Annotated in this window: 18 protein-coding genes; 14 read left to right on the forward strand and 4 right to left on the reverse strand. The window is 46.4% G+C overall.

Going from position 1 to position 20,178, the window contains the following annotated elements:
- Window positions 1-10 precede the first annotated feature (10 nt).
- The 9 genes from J4N23_RS08885 (at window position 11) to J4N23_RS08925 (ending at window position 12,856) form a co-directional block, all read left to right on the forward strand.
- A complete protein-coding gene (locus tag J4N23_RS08885; RefSeq protein WP_207426608.1) occupies window positions 11-433 on the forward strand; it encodes a hypothetical protein in 423 nt (140 codons plus the stop codon).
- Entirely contained in the window at window positions 430-1,701 is a 1,272-nt protein-coding gene (locus J4N23_RS08890; protein WP_207426609.1) for a hypothetical protein, read from the forward strand. Before J4N23_RS08885 ends, J4N23_RS08890 begins: the two co-directional genes overlap by 4 nt.
- Window positions 1,702-1,728: 27 nt before the next feature.
- A complete protein-coding gene (locus J4N23_RS08895; RefSeq protein ID WP_207426610.1) occupies window positions 1,729-2,166 on the forward strand; it encodes a DUF5675 family protein in 438 nt (145 codons plus the stop codon).
- A 48-nt stretch (window positions 2,167-2,214) separates the two neighbouring features.
- Window positions 2,215-6,237, forward strand: a complete 4,023-nt coding sequence (locus J4N23_RS08900) for a cache domain-containing protein (RefSeq protein ID WP_207426611.1) — start codon at window positions 2,215-2,217, stop codon at window positions 6,235-6,237.
- Between the two features lie 4 nt (window positions 6,238-6,241).
- Window positions 6,242-7,282 carry a DUF2235 domain-containing protein gene (locus tag J4N23_RS08905; RefSeq protein ID WP_207426612.1) on the forward strand — a complete coding sequence of 347 codons (1,041 nt, stop codon included), beginning with the start codon at window positions 6,242-6,244 and terminating at the stop codon, window positions 7,280-7,282.
- Between the two features lie 113 nt (window positions 7,283-7,395).
- Window positions 7,396-8,199, forward strand: a complete 804-nt coding sequence (locus J4N23_RS08910) for a DUF4197 domain-containing protein (RefSeq protein ID WP_207426613.1) — start codon at window positions 7,396-7,398, stop codon at window positions 8,197-8,199.
- Between the two features lie 103 nt (window positions 8,200-8,302).
- Entirely contained in the window at window positions 8,303-11,104 is a 2,802-nt protein-coding gene (locus tag J4N23_RS08915; RefSeq protein ID WP_207426614.1) for a TonB-dependent receptor, read from the forward strand.
- A 15-nt stretch (window positions 11,105-11,119) separates the two neighbouring features.
- The gene (locus J4N23_RS08920; RefSeq protein ID WP_242689167.1) at window positions 11,120-12,211 is read left to right on the forward strand and encodes a phytase; all 1,092 of its coding nucleotides are present in this window, start codon (window positions 11,120-11,122) and stop codon (window positions 12,209-12,211) included.
- Window positions 12,212-12,391: 180 nt separating this feature from the next.
- Window positions 12,392-12,856 carry a GNAT family N-acetyltransferase gene (locus J4N23_RS08925; protein ID WP_207426615.1) on the forward strand — a complete coding sequence of 155 codons (465 nt, stop codon included), beginning with the start codon at window positions 12,392-12,394 and terminating at the stop codon, window positions 12,854-12,856.
- Between the two features lie 32 nt (window positions 12,857-12,888).
- Here J4N23_RS08925 and J4N23_RS08930 read toward each other — a convergent pair whose 3' ends face one another.
- Window positions 12,889-13,272 carry a hypothetical protein gene (locus J4N23_RS08930; RefSeq protein WP_207426616.1) on the reverse strand — a complete coding sequence of 128 codons (384 nt, stop codon included), beginning with the start codon at window positions 13,270-13,272 and terminating at the stop codon, window positions 12,889-12,891.
- Between the two features lie 155 nt (window positions 13,273-13,427).
- On the opposite strand from J4N23_RS08930, the gene J4N23_RS08935 reads away from it, so the two are divergent.
- Genes J4N23_RS08935 through J4N23_RS08945 form a run of 3 tightly spaced genes read left to right on the forward strand, consistent with a single transcriptional unit; the run spans window position 13,428 to window position 15,330 of the window.
- Window positions 13,428-14,012, forward strand: coding sequence for a Crp/Fnr family transcriptional regulator (locus J4N23_RS08935; protein WP_207426617.1), 585 nt, complete (start codon window positions 13,428-13,430; stop codon window positions 14,010-14,012).
- 44 nt (window positions 14,013-14,056) lie between these two features.
- On the forward strand, window positions 14,057-14,668 hold the full coding sequence (locus J4N23_RS08940) for a sugar O-acetyltransferase (protein ID WP_207426618.1): 612 nt from the start codon (window positions 14,057-14,059) through the stop codon (window positions 14,666-14,668).
- 8 nt (window positions 14,669-14,676) lie between these two features.
- Entirely contained in the window at window positions 14,677-15,330 is a 654-nt protein-coding gene (locus J4N23_RS08945; protein WP_207426619.1) for an HAD family hydrolase, read from the forward strand.
- A 17-nt stretch (window positions 15,331-15,347) separates the two neighbouring features.
- Here J4N23_RS08945 and J4N23_RS08950 read toward each other — a convergent pair whose 3' ends face one another.
- Window positions 15,348-15,920 carry a Crp/Fnr family transcriptional regulator gene (locus tag J4N23_RS08950; protein WP_207426620.1) on the reverse strand — a complete coding sequence of 191 codons (573 nt, stop codon included), beginning with the start codon at window positions 15,918-15,920 and terminating at the stop codon, window positions 15,348-15,350.
- 73 nt (window positions 15,921-15,993) lie between these two features.
- Between J4N23_RS08950 and J4N23_RS08955 the strand changes: the two genes are divergently transcribed.
- Window positions 15,994-16,686, forward strand: coding sequence for an HAD family hydrolase (locus tag J4N23_RS08955; protein ID WP_207426621.1), 693 nt, complete (start codon window positions 15,994-15,996; stop codon window positions 16,684-16,686).
- A 2-nt stretch (window positions 16,687-16,688) separates the two neighbouring features.
- Complete coding sequence (locus J4N23_RS08960; protein ID WP_207426622.1) at window positions 16,689-17,315, forward strand: chloramphenicol acetyltransferase; 627 nt, start codon at window positions 16,689-16,691, stop codon at window positions 17,313-17,315.
- 125 nt (window positions 17,316-17,440) lie between these two features.
- Here J4N23_RS08960 and J4N23_RS08965 read toward each other — a convergent pair whose 3' ends face one another.
- Together J4N23_RS08965 and J4N23_RS08970 are read right to left on the reverse strand one after the other, a co-directional pair.
- Complete coding sequence (locus J4N23_RS08965) at window positions 17,441-18,556, reverse strand: hypothetical protein (protein WP_207426623.1); 1,116 nt, start codon at window positions 18,554-18,556, stop codon at window positions 17,441-17,443.
- 38 nt (window positions 18,557-18,594) lie between these two features.
- Window positions 18,595-20,178, reverse strand: a complete 1,584-nt coding sequence (locus J4N23_RS08970) for a DUF4397 domain-containing protein (protein ID WP_207426624.1) — start codon at window positions 20,176-20,178, stop codon at window positions 18,595-18,597.

A 20,178-nucleotide genomic window follows, 5' to 3' on the forward strand; every position in this document is an offset into this window, starting at 1 on the left:
ATAAGAACATATGGCCAATACCAATCCCACCCAAACCAAAGATCCTCAAAGCTATGCTGACTTTTCAATTGATGAGCAGTATAGTGGCTCTGATATCTACCTCAGTACAGAAACTATTATAAGTGAACCAGGCTGGCAATTAGACCTTACTCATGTGCTTAGTCTGGACGGTAATCCGCTTGATTTTGATGCAAACCCTGATATCAAGAGACTGATGCTGGGAACAGGAGCTAATTTGGATGGAATGCAGTTCGCGCTCTGTTCGGCAGCTGCAAGAATTAGAAACGGCGCTGCAAGTTCTGACCCGCCACCAGTATCCTATAAGTTCAAACTCGAGGCCGGTGGAACCACAATCGCTGAATTCACAACCACTACGGATAAGACCAATCCCGTATCGCTTTATACTAAAATCACCTTTAAACTACAATCATGATGCGATACATCTTACCCGTTCTTTTAATTCTTTATACGGCAAAGGGCTATAGCCAGAGCAGTGATATCGAAAAGCAGTTTAAGTCGTTACAAATTAACTCTTCCCCCGGGTACGTTATCCTCGGAGTAGAGCCTGAAAATATCCAGCGCCCTAATTCTCCTACTGATTTCGCCGCCAATGTTCAGTCTGCCCTAGTCAATCAGCGCCTCCAGCCAAACTTTGCTATTGAAACCTCCCCCTATTTCTGGGGAAAGCCAGGGCCGGACTCTCTCAAGTTCAATATTGTAGATTATCTTATCAGTAATAACTACTGGCAGAACCTTGCCCGCAGCCTTACCTTTTCTTTTGCAACCTCCACGATCGATACGACAACTTTCCCAAACTTCAGCTCCGGGACGGGACTCGGAATTGGTATGCATGTTCAGCTGGTGCAGGGTAGCGTAAGTAGCCGGGTGAAAGACAAATTGTTCGCCTGGTACTACAGTTCCCGGATGAAGGGACTTCTGGAAAGCACCATTCAGAAACTGGAGGCAAGAAATAACAATTACATCGACGATGTGGATGGCTGGATTGACGACCTGCTCGGGATCGGTGACAATAAAAAAATTCCGATTGCTGAAAAGTCAGTCATTAAGAATCTACTCAAGACGAAAATTAATAAGCAGTCGCTTACTGCGGAGGACCTTCCTTTTTTACGCAGGATGAGGTCGGACATTGAAAGACGAAGCCAGCGTAGCCTCAGCGATGTGAACAAGTATCAGTTTCCCCTTACGAGGGAAGGGTTCATGCTCGAGCTGTCTGTTGCAAATGGGCGTGTGGCAGAAGATAGCAACTGGGATAATTTGAGCAACGCTAAAACTGCCATCTGGTTGACCCCTTCTTATCGCTTTAATGTAAATAAAGATCCTTCCATTATTGACTTTGTAGATATCATGGCAGTAGCCCGTTTTACTGCCAATTCCAGCCGCATTGATTCTTCAGACTACCTGGATTTGGGCGGAAAGCTGCAGTGGATCCATAACCGGGTAAGCCTTTCTGCCGAGGGCGTTTTTCGTTATCTCACCGATAAACCAGCGGGCCAAAGAAAGGGCTATACTTCCAAAACCGGCCTTACCCTAAGTTATAAGTTGAATGATCTGGTCACATTTAAGACCACTTTTGGGAGTAACTTCAATGGAAACTCAACAACCTACAGCGAGCCCTCCAGAATGTTCATTGTTGGTGGTTTCAATTTTGGCTTTAGCAGCTTCTTTCCCTCCAAAAACTAATCAGCAAATCAGATAAATCCGCAACCCATGGAATTAAAACTTGTACGCTCCGTTTTCAACCCAAAGTCCACCTTCGGAAAGCTCTTCGTAAATGGCGAATTCTTCGCTTATACCTGCGAAGACACAGTCCGGGATTTAAAAGCCGACTGCAGTGGAAAAATTAAAAATCAGACAGCTATCAGGGATGGTCGGTATGAGGTGGTGCTTAGCTACAGTAACCGCTTCAAGAAATACCTCCCGCTGCTGCTGAATGTGAAGTGCTTTGAAGGAATTCGTATCCACGGCGGAAACACCGCAGAAGATTCAGAAGGTTGCATTTTAGTTGGTGCCGAAGGGGATATGAAAACGAAGATCTGGAATTGTGCCAGCAAAGTAAATGGCCTGATAAGTCTCCTGAGAAGCATCGAGAAAAAGGAGAAGATGTGGATCGAGATAGTGAGGGAAGAAAAAGCTCCTTTGGCTTGATATCGACCTTAAAACTACCTGTACTCCTGTCCCTAATACTCGTAGCGCATGAAAAACTTTTTCTCTTTCAGCCGAAATAAGCGAATAGCCTTTTCCACGCTGTTCTTTGTGCTGGTACTTGCTGCAGTGTACTTATTCATTTACGTACCCAGCAACGTCCGACACCTGGAAGCGCGGCAGTACCGCAGCCTACAAAACGCAGAAAAGAACATTCAGGCAAAGATTGACAATTCGGTTGGCCTTTTGGGTAATCTACTTTACAGGTACCGGGAAAGTCGGGAAGAGTACGATGCTACGAAGGTAGTAAGCTACATCAGGAACTATTCTACAGAAAATTTTAAAATTTTACCGATAAAAAGAGTGGCAGGGAACGGGAGAGGGAGCTCTTCCGATAGTAGCTCTGCGGTGGCGTTCAGCAACGGGGAGCTGCTGATCACACATAGAAAGGACAGTTTCGAAATCGGTATGAGCTACAAAATCGAGGCATTCCTACGGCCTTTGCTTTCCGACGACAAATTCGACGAATATCTGCTGCTGAAGAAGAATAACATCGTCTACCAGACCTTCCCTAGTGGGGCTACCAACATTCCAACTGATTCACTGCGTTTAAGAAAAAGTGCATCTTTAGAGCTCGATGAAAAAACAATCCGCCTTAGCGGAACAGATTATAAAGTTTTTTCGCAGCAGCTTCACATCTCGGTTGATTCACTGACGCTTACCGGTCTGCTGAGAGAGAAAAATTATCAGTACCTCAAGAACAAACTACCTGAAAATATCACCCTGCTGTTGCTTACGTTGGCGATTGCGCTGGTTCTGTTTCTACCCTGGATTAAGCTTTACCAGATGGGAAGCAAAGACCGGCTTACGGTAGCAGACGGGGCGGCTTGCCTGAGCGTCTCCATGCTGCTGATGTCGCTACTGTTTTTTGCCTTCCTGAAATACAATGCCGTTTTCAGGCATGCACCAGAAAACTCCGGACAACCCTTACGAAATCTGGCCGCATCGGTTCAGCAATCTTTTCAAAAAGAACTGCTGGCTGCTGTGGGGGCATTAAAAGGGCTTGATTCAGAGAGACAGCGAGATAGTGTGTTACAGAAGTTGTCGGTAGCTGCCGATACTGCCGGATCATTAGCAATAGAGTCTCGGGCCAAACCCTTGAGGAGAAAGCTGGATTCCCTTGAAAAGAAAGGGGTAGATATTAACCAGGTGTTCTGGCTCGACTTCAACGGTAATGAAATCAATAGCTGGACTGCAGAGCGGCAAATAGCGCCGCCAAACAATTTAAGCAAGCGGGAGTATTTTCGCCGCATTATTAAGGCTAACACTTACTTCCTCAGTGACAACAGCGGCCAACCTTACTATCTCGACCAGATTCTTTCTCTTACCAGCGGAAAGTTCACTTCTGTTATATCAATTCCCGCCGAGAAGCAGGAGGTAGCTGTAATGTCGTTTAATTTTAAATCACTTCAAAAGCCGGTTCTACCTCGAGGCTATCTATTTAGCATGGTGGATAAGGATGGGAAGGTGTTGTATCATTCAGACAATACCAAGAATCTGAACGAAAACCTGTTGGCCGAATTTACCGAGCCTGGTGAACTGTCTACTGCCTTAAACTCGGGAACAAGCAAGCTCTTCCAGACACGTTACCTGGGAAAGGAATTTAAGGTCCTGGCAATGCCGCTGCCTCACTTACCCTATCATCTGGTCGTTTTTGAAGATACTTCCTTCAAGCACTCCCGCGATGCCAAGAATTTTATTTTCAGTTTCCTGATGCTGTTTGGTGTGTTCTTTATTTTGGTACTGGAACTGCTGGTCGTTTTTATAGTATCCAGAAGGCAATCCTTTCTAAAAAAGCAATATTCGGATATCTCGTGGATAGGACCGCATAAATGCTTTTACGAATTGTATAACACGGCCATTCTACTTAATGTGGTCAACATCCTGCTCCTTATTATTTTCTACTTCTTTTCTAGCTTTTTACAGTTCCTTTTTATACTCCTTCTTTCCGGGGCGGCAATTACCCTCGCACTTAATTATCTCTACCTGAGGTTTTATGAGATTAACCGGCCAGAGCAAGTAGTGTTCAAGAAAAGAGCAGTCATTGCCCTTGTAGTGATCCTTCTGGTTATCAACATTGCCGCTGGGTGTCTGTCAGGCTTCGGGACCTTTTATGCCTTCGAAGTTCTGCTCGCACTGTTGTCGGTGCTGCTGCTCAAGTATCAACAGTTTATCCAGGGAAGGCTATCCAGGCTGAAAGAAAAAATGCGGTGGAGGTGGACTTACACCTCTGGTTATTCCCTCATGGTATTTACGCGATTGATCATCACCAGCGGTATCCCGGTAATTCTGTTTTACGAAGGGGTATACGATTATGAACTCCGGTTGGCAGCCAGGTATAAACAGGCTATGTTTCTCCAGGATCTGGTGGAGACCGGAAGCTTTAGCGGCAAGGGCGAATTTAAACCGGCTACGTATTACACGGATGGTGTTTGGGTAGAGGCATTACAAAATCCAGCTGCTGCTGATGGCCTACAGGACTTGGTAAAGAAAGAGGATTCACTGGGATCTCGTGAAGAAAAGGCGTCGTTATCCTTGTTCAAAACCCTGACCAGCCTGGATATCTTTGATATGGAAGGGCGCGTACGAGGTGCACAAGAGAGTTCTTCCGGTTTCTTCAGATACAACCAGCTTTTAGACACAGCTGTCACCCGAACCTACTACGCTTTGGGTAACGGAACCTACCTCGGGCTAAAATCCGCCAAAATGGGCTATAGCCTTTCCGGAGGAGTGCCTGAACTCGTTCTGTACCTGCTTATCTTCCTGGTAGCGCTGCTCCTTTTCTGGCAGATCCTTCATCGCATTATTCGTAAGCTTTTTGCACAAAACCTGCCGCGGGAGGACGGCTGGGAAACGGTAGACAGCGTGTTACTTACTGACTGCCGGACGAATTCCCTGGTATTTATGATCGGTGCACCGGGGGCTGGTAAGTTGAAGAAACTGAAAAAGCTGATAGCCGATGGAGTTTTGAAAGGAAAAGCGGAGGAGGGCCGGGAGAAGCTGTTATTTGATCAGGAAGATCCGGCGGGAAGCAACGTTAAGGTAGTTGATATGATCCTTATTCCCGCCAATGAAGAGGAAGCAGGAGCAGACGCCGACTGGCTCGCTGTCCAACAGGATGTGTTCTCGAGAGATTATTCCTTAATCATCGTCAATCACTTCGAATACGATATCCAAAATGCCGCTACTAACCGAATAAAACTGGATTTTCTGGAGGCCTTGTTGCAGAAGCGGGTACGAAGTAAAATCTTTATACTCTCTACGGTCCATCCCATTACCTTTCTTGATTCACTGAACCAAACGGAGCTGAAAAAGGATGAAAGCTGCCGGCAGCCCCTGCACGATCTGGAGCGCTGGCATGTGCTGCTGGGGCATTTCTGCATCGTGGTAGAGAAGCTCGACCAGAAGGACGTGGTTTTTGAAGATGAAGCTCCGCTCTGGAAAAAGAACCTTCAGCTGGAAACGGCTCGCACCCACTTCCTTATACGGATGCGAGAACCGCTGGAAAAGGAGCTCGGGGCGAGGAACGAACTTGATATTGATCCAGATTCTCTGGCTTTTAAGCTACAAACCGCCTCCCACTACTTTTACATGTACATCTGGCAGTCACTAACAAAGGAGGAGAAGTTTTTACTGTACGATTTGGCGGAGGACGGCCTGGTGAATCCCTACGACGACTACAACCTCTCGCTACTTTTAAGCAAGGGGCTGATTGTGAGGGAGGAGGGACGGTTGACGCTTTTCAACAAAGGCTTTCGGAATTTTATCCTCACTGCCATTGGCGCTGTGGAGGTGATGAAGATCCGGCAGCAAATCAAAGACACCGGAAACTGGGGCAGGCTAAAAGTTCCGTTTATGATCCTCATCGTAGGCGTTCTGGCTTTCCTTTTTGCATCCCAGCAGGAAACCTACTCTACCCTACTCACTTATCTTGGCATCCTTACGGCCGCAGTACCTGTAGTACTCCGGTTCTTTACCTTGTTTGAAACCACTAACACTCCAAAAAATACCTGATCATATGAAACGTATCATCACCTGCAGCGACGGCACCTGGAACCTTCCGGGTGATACAGAGGGGGGCAAGGTAGTCCGCACCAATGTTCAAAAAATTTTCGAAGCCATTTGCAATGAAGATCCTTCAGGGATCCATCAAATAAAGTACTACGACGAAGGAATTGGGGTAGAAGGAAGTAAGTTGCGACGTATGATCGATGGTGCGATTGGCGGTGGTATTGATCAGAACATCTTAGACATCTATAAATTTATCTGCTGGAACTACTCCCAGGGTGATGAAATTTATTTGTTCGGCTTCAGTCGCGGAGCTTACACCGCCCGTAGTCTGGCCGGTCTCATCCGCAACTCCGGTCTTGTGAAGAATAATAATCTGACCCTCATCAATAAAGCCTATGAAATCTATCGCGATCGCTCGGAAGAAACCAGTCCGGATGGACCGGTTTCCCGCAGCTTTCGCGAAAAGTACAGCCAACCTGACGTTCGTATTAAATTTATTGGTGTTTGGGATACCGTGGGCTCTTTGGGAGTACCGGTGAATATTCTTGGGAGCAACAAGAAATACGAGTTTCACGATACCAAGCTAAGCAGTTACGTCGATTATGCCTACCAGGCCCTGGCGCTGGACGAACGTCGGAAGTCATTTAAACCTGCGGTTTGGCAGCAGAGCGAGTATGTAATTAAACACAGACTGCCACAGGTGTTGGAACAGGTCTGGTTCTGCGGCGTTCATTCGGATGTCGGCGGCGGCTATCCGGAGGAAGGCTTAAGCGATATTCCCCTTGCCTGGATGCTGGAGAAGGCCGAAAAGACAGGGCTAGCTTTTGAGAAGGGCTACGTACAACAGAATATACATCCCAATGCCTTAGCAGCGATTCATGATTCATTCGCCGCGCCGTTTTCCTGGCAGGGCCAGCATGTTCGAAAGATTGCTGAGAGACCGGATTCGCATGAAACGGTTCATCCTTCTGTTTACGATCGCATGCAGGCAGGCCTCGGTTACAAGCCCGAGAACGTTCCTGCCCTGTCTTTAGCTGGTGTTCAATAGTGAAGGGGAACTTGCTTTCGTGTAACCTTAACTACCCCGGATCCCTATAAGGACAGGGATTTGTCTTGCCAAGTTTTTTTGAGGGAGATAAATTCTATGTTCAATGATCAGATATGACACAAGTAAACCACCGAGTAAACAGAGTTGAAAAATACACGCTGCAAGTAAGGCCGCTTGCTCTTATTGTTCTGGCTATTATCTTTAATACGAATGTGCAGGCTCAGACTCTGAAGAACCTGGTGAAAAAGAATTTGGGTAAAGACAGTTCACTGGTTAAAACAGTAAAAGCTTCGGGAGTACTGCAGCCTTCATCGCTGAGTCTTGCAGAGATCACTTCTGGCTTGAAGGAGGCACTTAACAAAGGAGTAGAAAAAGGGACAGGTCGTTTATCCATGACAGATGGTTTCTTCAAAAGGGAAGCAGTGAAAATTCTGATGCCTGAAGAAGCACGGAAAATAGAAAGCACGCTAAGAAGTGCCGGCATGGGTAAACTAGTAGACGACGCGATCCTCACCATGAACAGGGCAGCAGAAGATGCGGCAAAGGGCGCCTCCCCAATCTTTCTTAGCGCAATTAAAAACATGAGTATTGCTGATGCAAAAGCTATTCTTAGCGGACCAGATACCGCTGCTACCGGATATCTGCGCAAGCAGACAAGTGCTTCACTAGTCGCAGCGTTTAAACCCCTTATTCAGCAGTCGCTCGACAAGGTGAATGCGACAAAAAATTGGAATACGATGATCACTGCTTACAACAAAATTCCCCTGGTAAAAAAGCAAAACCCCGACCTTGCCGCTTTTGTGACCGGGAAGGCGATCTCGGGTGTATTCTATGAAATCGCAGCAGAGGAAATACTGATCCGAAAAGATCCATTAGCCAGGACGTCCGACCTTCTGAAAAAAGTGTTTGGAAGATAAATTCTTTCCCTGGAAGTAGCGATAAAACTTGATCTAATCCTTAATTCAGTTTAACCTTCAGTTAATAGCCTGTAGCTAGAATTGCGCATTCAAAACTATAGGCATGAATTTAAGTTTACGTTTCTTTCAATTTCTTGTTTTTATTTCCCTCAGCACGTTTACAGCTTTTGCTCAAAACGGGCTGGTAGTAGGAAAGGTGGTGGATAGTCAGAAGCTGTCTTTGCCCGGCGCCACATTGCGGCTTAGCGGCGATAATAGATATACTGTTTCCACGGAGAAAGGAACCTTCGAGTTTCTTAATGTTCCGGCAGGCAACTATACATTAACAGTCAGCTACCTGGGCTACAAAACCTGGTCAAAGGATATCGCCGTAAATGCCGGTCGCGCTACTGATGTTGCGGTAGCTCTTGAGGAGGCCTCCATTATCGGGAAGGAAGTAGTAGTGATGGGCGACCGTCTCCGCGGACAAGCACGGGCGTTGAACCAGCAGAAAACAAACGCAAATATTTCTAACATCGTTTCAACGGATCAGATCGGTCGTTTTCCAGATGCGAACATCGGCGACGCTATCAAAAGAATTCCCGGTGTAACCATGCAGAACGATCAGGGAGAAGCACGGGATATCATCATCCGCGGCCTCGCACCTGAACTTAATTCAGTTTCCCTTAACGGGGATAGGATCCCGTCTGCGGAAGGAGACAACCGACGCATTCAAATGGACCTGATCCCATCGGATATGATCCAAACGATAGAGGTGAACAAAACACTCACGCCCGACATGGATGCCGATGCAATTGGGGGCTCGGTAAATCTGATTACCCGGGCTGCACCTAATGGTTTACGCCTATCCGGAACCTTGTCGTCTGGTTACAATCCGATCCGCTCAAAAGCTTTGTACACAGGTTCTTTTGTAGCTGGAAACCGATTCCTGGAGAATAAACTGGGAGTGGTCTTAAGCGGATCTTACAATAACAACGACTACGGCTCTGACGATATCGAGGCTACCTGGAAACAAGAGGACGGAAAAGTGTTCGTGGAAGAGCAGGAAGTGCGCCAGTATTTTGTGCAGCGGATCAGAAGAAGTGTGTCGCTGGCATCCGACTTTAAATTTAATCCTAAGAACACGATATCCTTTACCGGAATGTACAACTGGCGGGATGATCGCGAGAACCGCTACCGTCTTCGTTTTACTGACATTGAGATGGATGGAAACAGCTTTGTAGGTAATATCGAACGCGAAACAAAAGGCGGAATCGGGAACAACAGAAATAAAGACACTCGTCTGGAAGACCAGCGTGTGCAGAATTATTCCCTTCGCGGCGATCACCTTTTAGGTGCTGCTGTGGATTTAGACTGGGGATTTTCTTATTCAACTGCCCGCGAGTTGAGGCCCAACGAGCGATATATCAACTTTGAAGCGGAAGAACAAGATATAAGTCTTGATCTGGCCAATCCTGAGCGTCCTTTTGCCAACAGCAGTACGGGTCTTGCTGATTTCGAACTTAACGAGATCACGGAAAATAGAAACTTCACAAAGGAGGATGAACTGGGCGGCCGGATCAACTTCAGACTTCCCTTAAGCTTGGTGAACGGACAAAAAGGTCGCCTGAGATTTGGAGCGCGCTTACGTCTGAAAGATAAAGAGCGCGAAAATAACTTTTTTGAATTCAGTCCCGAAGGCGCCAATGAGGATGCTTTCGAGAATTTAGGCACAGTCCCCACCCTTTCATTCGATCCGAAGAATTATCAGCCTGGGGCTCATTACCTGAGAGGACCGTTTGTCGATGCGCAGTTTTTGGGCAAACTGAACCTTGGAAATGGGTTTGAGCAGGAAGCTAAGCCGGAAGAGTACGCGTCGATCAACTACAACGCAAAAGAGACAATCGGAGCCGGATATGTTCGTTTTGACCAGGATTTCAACAGAAAGCTTTCAGGTATCTTCGGTGTTCGCTTCGAACAAACCTGGTTGAAATATACGGGGAATATCGTAGAAGATGAAGAAGAGCTGGTAGGATCGAGAACAAACAAGAATAATTATCTCAATATTCTTCCCTCTGCTACCTTGCGTTTTAATGCTACGGACAACCTGATTTTCCGTTTGGCTGCAACCACTTCTTTGGCAAGGCCAAACTACTACGATCTGGTACCTTACTTCGATAATAGGATTAGCGACGAGGAGCTGTTTGTAGGCAACGAATCCTTGAAGGCAGCTTACGCTACGAACTTTGATTTCATCGCCGAAAACTACTTTAAGTCTGTTGGTCTTATCTCTGCAGGAGCATTTTACAAGAACATCAGCGATTTCATTTATCGTTATCGCAGCAACTCTTACACTACAGCTAACTTTGGCGCTGATTTTCCTGGTGTCGCTAATCCGATTGCTGCAGGCGACGAGTGGACGTTCATACAACCTCGTAACGGAGATGACGTTCAGGTTTACGGATTTGAAATTGCGTTGCAGCGCCAGTTAGATTTCCTTCCGGGATTTCTGAAAGGTTTTGGAGTGTATGCGAATTACACGTTTACACGTTCTAAGACGGATGGTATTTTCAACGAGGACGGAGAAGAAAGAACCGACGCGAAGTTCCCTGGCACCGCTCCGAATCTTTACAACTTCTCTCTGTCTTATGAAACGAAGCGCTTCAGCTCACGCCTCTCTGCTAACTATGCCGACTCTTATGTTTTTGAGTTAGGAGGAAACGCGTTCGAAGACAGCTATTACGATAGCCAGTTTTTCCTCGACGCCAACGCCTCTTACCGCTTTACATCGAAATGGCGTCTTTTTGCCGAGGCCAACAACCTCACCAATCAGCCGCTGCGTTTTTATCAAGGTGTGAAGAGCCGCACCATGCAGGAAGAATTTTACCGCCCTCGTTATAACGTTGGCCTTAAGTTTGATTTTTAATTTTTCTATCAATTTATGAAGCCGGAATATCAGTTTCCGGCTTTTTATGCTTTTATTATGTTCAGAACCAGCCTTTTTTTAATCGCTTCAATAAGTCTCTTCGCTTGCAGCACCAAAAGGAGTATCGCTCCAAATGCGCTAAAACCAACCGTTATCTCTCAACAAGTAGAATTTGATACCGACGACCCCGCTATCTGGATCAATAAGGCAGATCCTGCAAAAAGCCTTGTAATCGGCACAGACAAAGAAACTAACGGTGGGATTTATGCTTTCGACCTTCAGGGTAAGATTGTGAACAAAGTAACCGGCATTCAGCGACCAAATAACGTCGATGTAGCATATAATTTCAAGGTAGGAGGTAAAACGGTAGATATTGCTGTAGCTACCGAAAGGGAAACTGATAAAATCCGTGTATTCAGTCTTCCTGATCTTCGTCCGCTCGATAATGGTGGCATAGAGGTTTTTGGTGGAGAAACCGATCGTTCTCCGATGGGAATAGCGTTGTACACGCGGCCGTCTGATCAGGCAGTTTTCGCCATCGTTGGTCGGAAATTTGGTCCGGAAGACAACTACCTCTTTCAATATCAATTGCAGGAGGAAAACGGTGTAGTCGGGGCTAGTCTGGTAAGACGATTCGGTAAATTCAGCCGTAAGAAGGAAATCGAGAGTATCGCTGTAGATAATGAGCTCGGCTTTGTTTACTTTTCCGACGAAGGATCTGGGGTGCACAAGTACTATGCCGACCCGCTGAAAGGAAATGAAGAACTGGCTTTTTTTGGTGGAAAGGACTTCAAGTCTGACATCGAGGGCATTTCCATTTATAAAACGGGGGATAAAACCGGCTATCTTCTGATCTCCAACCAACAAGCGAACAGCTTTAATGTCTATCCAAGGGAAGGGAGCGGTTCTAACATTCATGCCCACCATCGCATTACCGAAATACCTTTTTCTACGCTGGAGAGCGATGGCTCTGAGGTGACCAATGTAAACCTGGGACCAGCATTTCCAAAAGGCTTGTTTGTGGCAATGAGCAATGGAAAGGTTTTTCATTACTACGATTGGCGACTGATCGAATCTCGAATTCTCGAACCTCTGAACAAAAAATAGCCACCAAAACAGGGCAGGCAGCTAAATGCTGGCTACCCTGTTTTGCTTTAGCTCTCATCAGGCGCTTTATCACCTGAAGTTGGAACGCCGGTATCCCCGGCTTTCTTTGCTTCTGTCCTTAAATTCTTAGATACTTGTTGCGTCATTTCAATGCTTCACGTTATGACAGAACTAAAAAGAATGATCACATTAAGAAAAGCTGCCCTCGAAGATATCCCATCCTTACAACAATTGTATGTCGATACGATCAGTAATAGCTGTGGTAATGACTATGACGAGGAGCAGTTGGCGGTATGGAAGTCTTCCATTAAAAATGGAGAACGTTGGAGGCAGGCGGTAGAGAGTCAGTATTTCCTTGTTGCCGAGTTGGCCGGACAAATCGCAGGATTTGGCTCTCTGAAAGAGGGAGAATATGTAGACTTTATGTACACCCATCATCTCTTTCAGCGCTGCGGTATTGCTGATGCTATTTTCGCGGCGCTTGAGCAAGAAGCTGAAAGGCAAAATAAAGATCGGCTGTATGCGGATGTAAGTAAGACAGCTCGACCGTTTTTTGAGCGGAAAGGCTTCAAGGTTTTGAAAGAGAATGACAATTTGATAAAAGGGGTACACATCACGAATTATCGGATGGAAAAGCTGAGGTAAAACCGAAATCAACAGAGCTTGATAGTCAAAACCTAAGCGATCAGCCAGTCCCGGGCGGCAGCAGCATCACGGAAAATGCGGCAGTCTAGGTTTAGCTCATTAGCTTTCTGTGTTAACGATTCTGCAGCCACCTTCCCGAAGTAGTGCTGAGGGCAAACCATGGCAACCATGTCAACGCCCGTCCTCACGAGCTTCGGTATGAACTCCTCCGCCAGCCACTTTTGGTCGTCCTGACTGATCATCAGCATGTCCTTTACATCCGCCAGCACCTTCGAGCACTTGTAGTTCTGAACTAGTTCAAACATAAACGCTGTGCCCGCATGGAACTCGGAACTTGTTGCATAGCCATCCCAATCCATTACTACCATCTTCTCTGTTTCCTGGTAATAAATATGATATGGTTTTTGCGTTGTCATGTTAATTATTGATCCTGCAAAAATATCGGCTTAAGAGATAACTGCCAAACCCATTCGAATTTCTGAGCTGGCGAATAGGTAGATTCAATCCAAATCATAGCGAATGCTGGTAAAAGTAAAACCTTCTTCAAATATTTGCAGCAATCCTTTCGGACATGGAATCTGCTAAACTTCAAAATACGATCGAGGGTATCAGGCGTTATTACCCCGTTTCCGATTCGGTCATCGATCGGTTGTCAGGCCATTTGGTCGAGAAGCGTTTTCCCAAAAATTATTTACTCACCGAGCCTGGAATCCGTAATCATTATATCTACTTTATCGAAGAGGGCTGCGCCCGGACCTTTTTCCTGATCGACGGAAAAGAACACACCAACTGGTTTAGTCGCGAAGGCGACGTCACGTTTTCTTCTACTGCCCTGTACCACGGTACTCCTGCACTTGAGTACGTTCAGTTGTTGGAAGATTCGCGACTATATCTGCTTCCCATCGAAAGGCTTAATCACTTGTACGAAACAACTATTGAAATTGCAAACTGGTCTCGGGTGATCCATCAGGAAGTGCTGTTGAAGATGCAGACTTTACGTATCGATCGGCTGTCTCTTTCGGCAAAAGAAAGGTATGAGAAGTTTGTGGCGGAAAACCCGGACCTGATCAACCGGGTGAACCTGGGCTTCATCGCCTCCTATCTGGGGATGACCCAGCAGCACCTCAGCACCTTGCGAGGAGAGGTGCGATTTTAAGATATATGAAAATATAGAAATCCCGGCTTTTCTATTTTTGGTGTATGAAGGACGAGCTACAGAAATGCCTGGATGGCGAACTTTTTAACACTTCTGATGGGGAGATTCAAAAGCTGATTCACCAGGCACGGCGTCTTACTAAAATTTATAACGCAACAGCCAGCACCGAAACCGTGAAGAGACGGGAGATTCTTAATGATCTATTGGGAACTTTAGGTTCCAACGTCAATATTGATACGCCTTTCTACTGCGACTATGGTAAACACATCTCCCTTGGCAGCAATGTGATCATCAACATCAATTGCACTTTCGTGGATTGTAATAAGATCACAATCGGCAATAATGTGCTGATCGCTTCCAATGTGCAGATTTATACTGCTACACATCCTGTTCCGCTTGTAGAGCGGATAGTTGATGATTGGGATGAAAGTTCGGGATTGCCGTATTTTAGGACCTATGCTTTACCAGTAAGCATTGAAGACAACGTCTGGATCGGAGGTGGGGTGGTCATCCTGCCAGGCGTTACCATTGGGAGGAACTCAGTCATTGGAGCCGGCAGCGTGGTAACTAAATCAATTCCGGAAAATTGCGTGGCTGTTGGAAATCCCTGCCGTATCATCCGGGAAATAAACAAAGAAGAGCGACCCTTGTCTTAACCTAAACCATGGAAAAAATAAAAGCAGTGATATTTGATCTGGACGGGACTTTAGCCAACACGCTCCCTCTGTGTATCCAGGCTTTTCGCGAATCCATCGAACCTCTGATTGATCGATCTCTTGCAGACGATGAAATTGTGGCAACCTTCGGTCCTTCAGAGGAAGGTACGATCATGGCATTGGCGCCCGATCATTACGATAAGGGTGTTGCGGATTACCTGTTCCACTACGAACGACTGCATCCTTCTTGCTCCGAACCATTTGACGGAATGAGAAGTCTACTGGAAGAGCTTCAAAGGAGGAAGGTGCCGATGGCGATGGTAACGGGCAAAGGGCCGCACAGCGCAAAAATCTCCCTCGACTATTTTAGCCTTTCTGCTTTCTTTGACCGCATCGAAACAGGTTCTCCTACAGGACCGAGAAAAGCAGAAGGAATTCAACACATTTTAAACGACTGGCCCAACCTCCGCAAGGAAGAGGTTTGGTACGTGGGGGATGCCCCGAGCGACATCACGGCCTGCCGGGCAGCGGGAATCCCCATCGCAGCAGCAGCCTGGGCGGAAACGGCAGAGGTGGAAGTGCTGCGACAGCTACATCCGGACAAATTATTTGAGAGCGTGCAGGATTTCATCGAATGGGTATTGGCAAACGTGGAAGAGTAGTTGAGTACGCTGGAACATCAGTTGTACGTTTTCATCCCCTTTAACACCCGGTTGAGCGACCGGATAGTGATACCAAGGTAGGCAGCCATGTCCTCTTTGGAGATTAGGAGACCGTGTTTTGCCTGTAATTCCAGCAACTTGCCCAAAGCGTGTTCAACTGTGTACAACTGCTGAAAGGACGCTCTGCTGCTGGTATTGACAATCCTTTCAGCCAGCTCACTGATCAGCATTTTATTGAATTGCAGGTTCTCATTCATCAGCGAATGGAAATAGGGGAGGGAAATGGAGTAGGCCTCCACCTCAGTTATTGTCTCGACGTTGCAGAGGCAGTTGATGCCTCGGATGGCTTCTATCTCACCTAAAACTTCTCCTTCTCCCAGAAACTCCACAATATACTGTTTGCCGTTTTCTTCGTTAAAAAAGCACTTGGAGATTCCTTTCTTTAAAACCAGTACCCTCGGCACCCGGTCGCCCTGCCGAAAGAGCAAGTTGCCAGGGGAAAAGCGCTTGAGCAGGATATTGTCCTTTCGCTCCTGGCGATCATATAGGTCTTGTATCAGCGAAAGAAAGGATGGATTGGTTCTTAACATAATTGTGCGGGACAAATGTCCTTTTACGTGATTACTTCTCTACTCACTTTTGCTCTGTTGAGCAAAAATAACAATGAGAAATAAGATTAAGGTGATTGCATTTGATGCCGATGATACCCTTTGGGTAAACCTGCCGCATTTCCTCGAAACGGAGAGGGAGTTTTGTACGTTGTTGCAGGACTATCTGCCAGCGGCTGAAGTAGGCCGCCTGCTGTTTCAAACGGAAATGAAGAATTTACCGCTGTACGGGTATGGGGTGAAAGGCTTTGTCCTTTGTATGATCGAGACGATCTGTAGCGTTTCAGCAGGAGCTGCCCGCCTGGAGTTGGTGGCAAAAGCGATTGAGCTTGGAAAAGAGCTGCTTCAGAAACCCATTGAACTGCTGGAAGGGGTAGAGGAGACCCTGGAAAGGCTGAAAGGGAAGTACCGGCTGATAGTGGCCACTAAAGGCGATTTATTAGATCAGGAACAGAAGATACAACGGTCAGCTTTGCAAACGTACTTTCATCATATTGAAATCATGAGCGATAAGAAAACAGCAGACTATAGAAAGCTGCTGCAACACCTCGACTGCCGGCCGGAAAATTTCCTGATGCTGGGTAATTCTCTCAAGTCGGATATTCTGCCGGTGCTCGAACTGGGTGGTTTTGCTGCTCATATTCCCTATCATACCACCTGGGAGCATGAACAGCACAGCGAGGAGATCACTCATCCTCATTTTATAGAACTTACCCGAATCGATGAAATTATTAATTACCTCGACTAGCGATGAAAACAGTAGTAAACATAAATGAATGGGCAAGAAAAGACCATTATCGTTTTTTCTCCCGGTTTGAAGATCCCTTTTTCGGCGTTACTGTAGAAATTGACTGCTCAAAAGCTTATTGGGCAGCTAAAGAACGACAGCAGTCTTTCTTTCTGTACTATTTATACCGGGCACTAAAGGCAGCGAATCAGATAGAAGCTTTCCGCTATCGTATTGTAGGGGAGGAAGTTTTTTTATATGATAAGGTTCATGCGTCTCCCACCATCAATCGACCGAATGGAACTTTTGGTTTCGCCTATATGGATTACGAGGAAGATGAAAATCTATTCCTGGAGAAGGCCAAAGAAGTGATCCTGCAAGTGCAGCAAACAGAAGGACTGATCCCTGCGGTCTCCGGAGAAAACGTGATTCATTTTTCAGCGCTACCCTGGTTAAACTTCACGGCAATATCCCATGCCCGAAGCTTCAGCTTTCCGGATAGCAGTCCGAAAATATCTTTTGGAAAAGTAACCGAAAAAGATGGAGCACGAAAGATGCCTGTTTCGATCCATGTACACCACGGCTTGGCGGATGGTTATCATGTAGGTTTGTTTGTCGAGCGGTTTCAGGAATTGTTGGATGGGAACTAAGCTCGCAAGCGAAAAAGGAGCTGAAAGATTACCTCAGTCGATTCAGTAAAATAGCGGAGAGCTGCGCTCCCCGCTACCTGTCTAACCTTCCGGATATCGAGTTTAGATGCCGGCTTACATGTCCCCTAGTTTCCGCTCATTCGTTTTATCCCATGGGCATAGAAACGAACATCGGAAACGGGCATACCCCAGGAATAATATTTGAAATTGCACAACTGAATCCTTCGTATATCACCACCGAGTAGTTCCGGTAGCCCGAAGTTAAACGGAGATCCATTGTAGAAGCTATTCCATTGCAACAGCGGAGTATTTCCCTTTGCTTTATTTTCACCCTTTTTGTAGATGGTAAATACACTAAAAGGCTTTCTCCGGATTTCTCCGGCAGGGGTAATGTTGTAGAACATAGCCGGATAATCGAGGTCTACCCAAGCCGTTTGGTTGTCAGATCCCTGAGAGAGGTTGGTGTTAAGGGTAGCCACAAATTCCTCCGGCGATATTACCTCGCGGTAGCGGCTGTTAAGCACCCCCGGGTTTAAATATTGTACATACCAGTAGGAATGGTAGATGTCTACTTCTGTTTCTTCAAGGGCAGAAGGATCGGTCATGGAGCTGAAGAAACTCAAATAGATTTTGGTACTGTCGTTGAAGTCATGCGACATATTTTCCCTCAACACCTGTAACTGGTACTTTGTATGGTCATCCAAGTCACTACTGATCGATTGAAGGGTATAGTACTGCCCAGCCGACAACTCCAAAATGGTATCAAGAACGATACTCTCCTTTTTGTACCGAAACGGCTTTTGTGATTCATCATATCTAAGGAAGGTAAAGCGATGCTTTCCCGGTTCAATTTGCATCCATGCACTCAAATCTGCTTTGTTTATGCTGGGCCCTACAGGATTAAACGTTTTATTCCCCGGGAATTCAGTGGTAGAAGTTCCTGAATACCGGTAAAAGCCCGCCTGGAAATTGCTACGGGGCCAAAGCGCTTCTGCTGAACTTGCCCCGAAGGGGTGCTGATCCTGCCTGGTAAAATCTCCGTCGATGATAAAATAGAGCTTGGGATTGCCCGTAGGGATACCGACTGCGCCCATGGGGCCTTCTCCGAGGCCGAAGTTTGTTTGTCCCTGGAATGCCCGGATGTAGGCGGCATTGTCCAGAGGTTTCATGTCCTCCTTCTCGCACGATACGAAAAGCAATACGGCAAGGATAAATGATAGTATATAAAAATTTCTTCTCATAATAGTATTTGAATTAATGGTGCTGCCATGGACTTAACTTACCTGTTCGAATGCGGAATTACCACAATTCTGGCCTTGTCATGTCTGCCTGCCGAGGCACTGCGGCCAATTAAAAACACCGAATAAATGTCGGGATCCGCCTTTTCTGGCCCTAGTTGGGAGTAGGTGAAGGGATAGTCAATTTCCACTCCATCCAGTCGTGTCCCCGGCAGGGGTTCACTTTGGGATGTATTCGTGAATACAGAAAGCTTGATGGGGAAATAGTCGCTCCAGGGCTCGAAGTCAAAAACAGAGTATTCGATGATCCAGTCATCAATCTTCTTTTGCTCTGTCAAAGTTTTTCCCTGTTGCAAATATGTACTCTTATTAGCGATGGGCTCCCACTGGGTATTGGTGATCGGCTCGTCATTATTTTTCATAAAGCTAACCAGCGGAGCATCCGAAAAATTGAAGTACTGCGTTTTCACACCTGCTAACTCAGAGCCTGTTTTAAGAACGTTTTGGATTGCTTTCAATGCAGGCTTGCCATCTTTCTCGTACAGTACTAGTGTAAGGTTGTCGTTCGGCTTCAAGGTTACTTTCTCGTCGATGATAGTAGCGCCGCTAGCTTTAACTGAGAGCGAATGTTCCCCTGCAGGCATCGTCAGGTATCCCGAATAGTTTCCAAAATCAAGCATTCCTGTTTTATGAGGACCGGAACTGAGCTCAGCGCCGGCGGCACCTGGAAGGGCATTCAGCAATAAAATCTTACCAAATTGTTCTTGCTCGAAAACATGGTCTTCGATGATGTCGAACAGGTGGTAGCCCTGGCTGTAGCTGGATGCAGAAATGCAGACAACCGTATAGTTGCCTCCAGGTTTGAAGTAAACAGGGGTGCTGGCAGCCCTTCCTCCCGCAATTTCGGGTAGAAAGTTGGCCATTACCTGCGATCTTATATTGTCATCGTTGTCCTTCACAGCAAGGCGATAGGTCCCGTAAGGCAACTCCACAAACGCCGATCTTTCTCCCAGCGGCACGTCCTTTATCAGTTCTCGTCCATCCGTCAGGTTCAGCGAGCAAAACTGAGCAGCGGCAGCGGTCACCGGAAAGGTAGATCCATAGTCCAAATTCAATAGCCGGATCTTAAACTTGCCCGGAGCCGGTGCTTCATTTTTTTTAGGGAACTCCTTCAGCGCGTAAGAGGCGGATCTGGAATTATTGTGGGTCACCCTACCTCCGGCAGCATAGTAGTATATGTCCTTTTCGCCCTTGGAAATTACCTGATTAACCACAGGTACCCCCGTTTGGAAAATACGAAGACGTAGAGTGTCGTTTGTGAAGGCTGCAGATGGGATATTGATGGGATTGCCTGGTTTGATGGATGCTGAGCTGGTACCGATAAAGCCAGTGCTTTCATTCCATATCCCGATTTGAAACTTCCCATAAAGTGTTGGTTTCCCGCTTAAACGGTCCTCTTCATAATTTACCCTATGTATACCCTCGTTTTCTCCTTTTGCTACATTGTACAGCGTTACTGTAGAATTCGACTGATCCGGCACTTCAAAGAGATTCTCCGACTCACGGCAGGAGAAAAGGAGGGCCGTAATTATAAATAGTAGTTGTGATATCAGAATTCTTTTCAT

The organism is Pedobacter sp. SYSU D00535 (assembly GCF_017355855.1).
Lineage (GTDB): Bacteria > Bacteroidota > Bacteroidia > Sphingobacteriales > Sphingobacteriaceae > Desertivirga.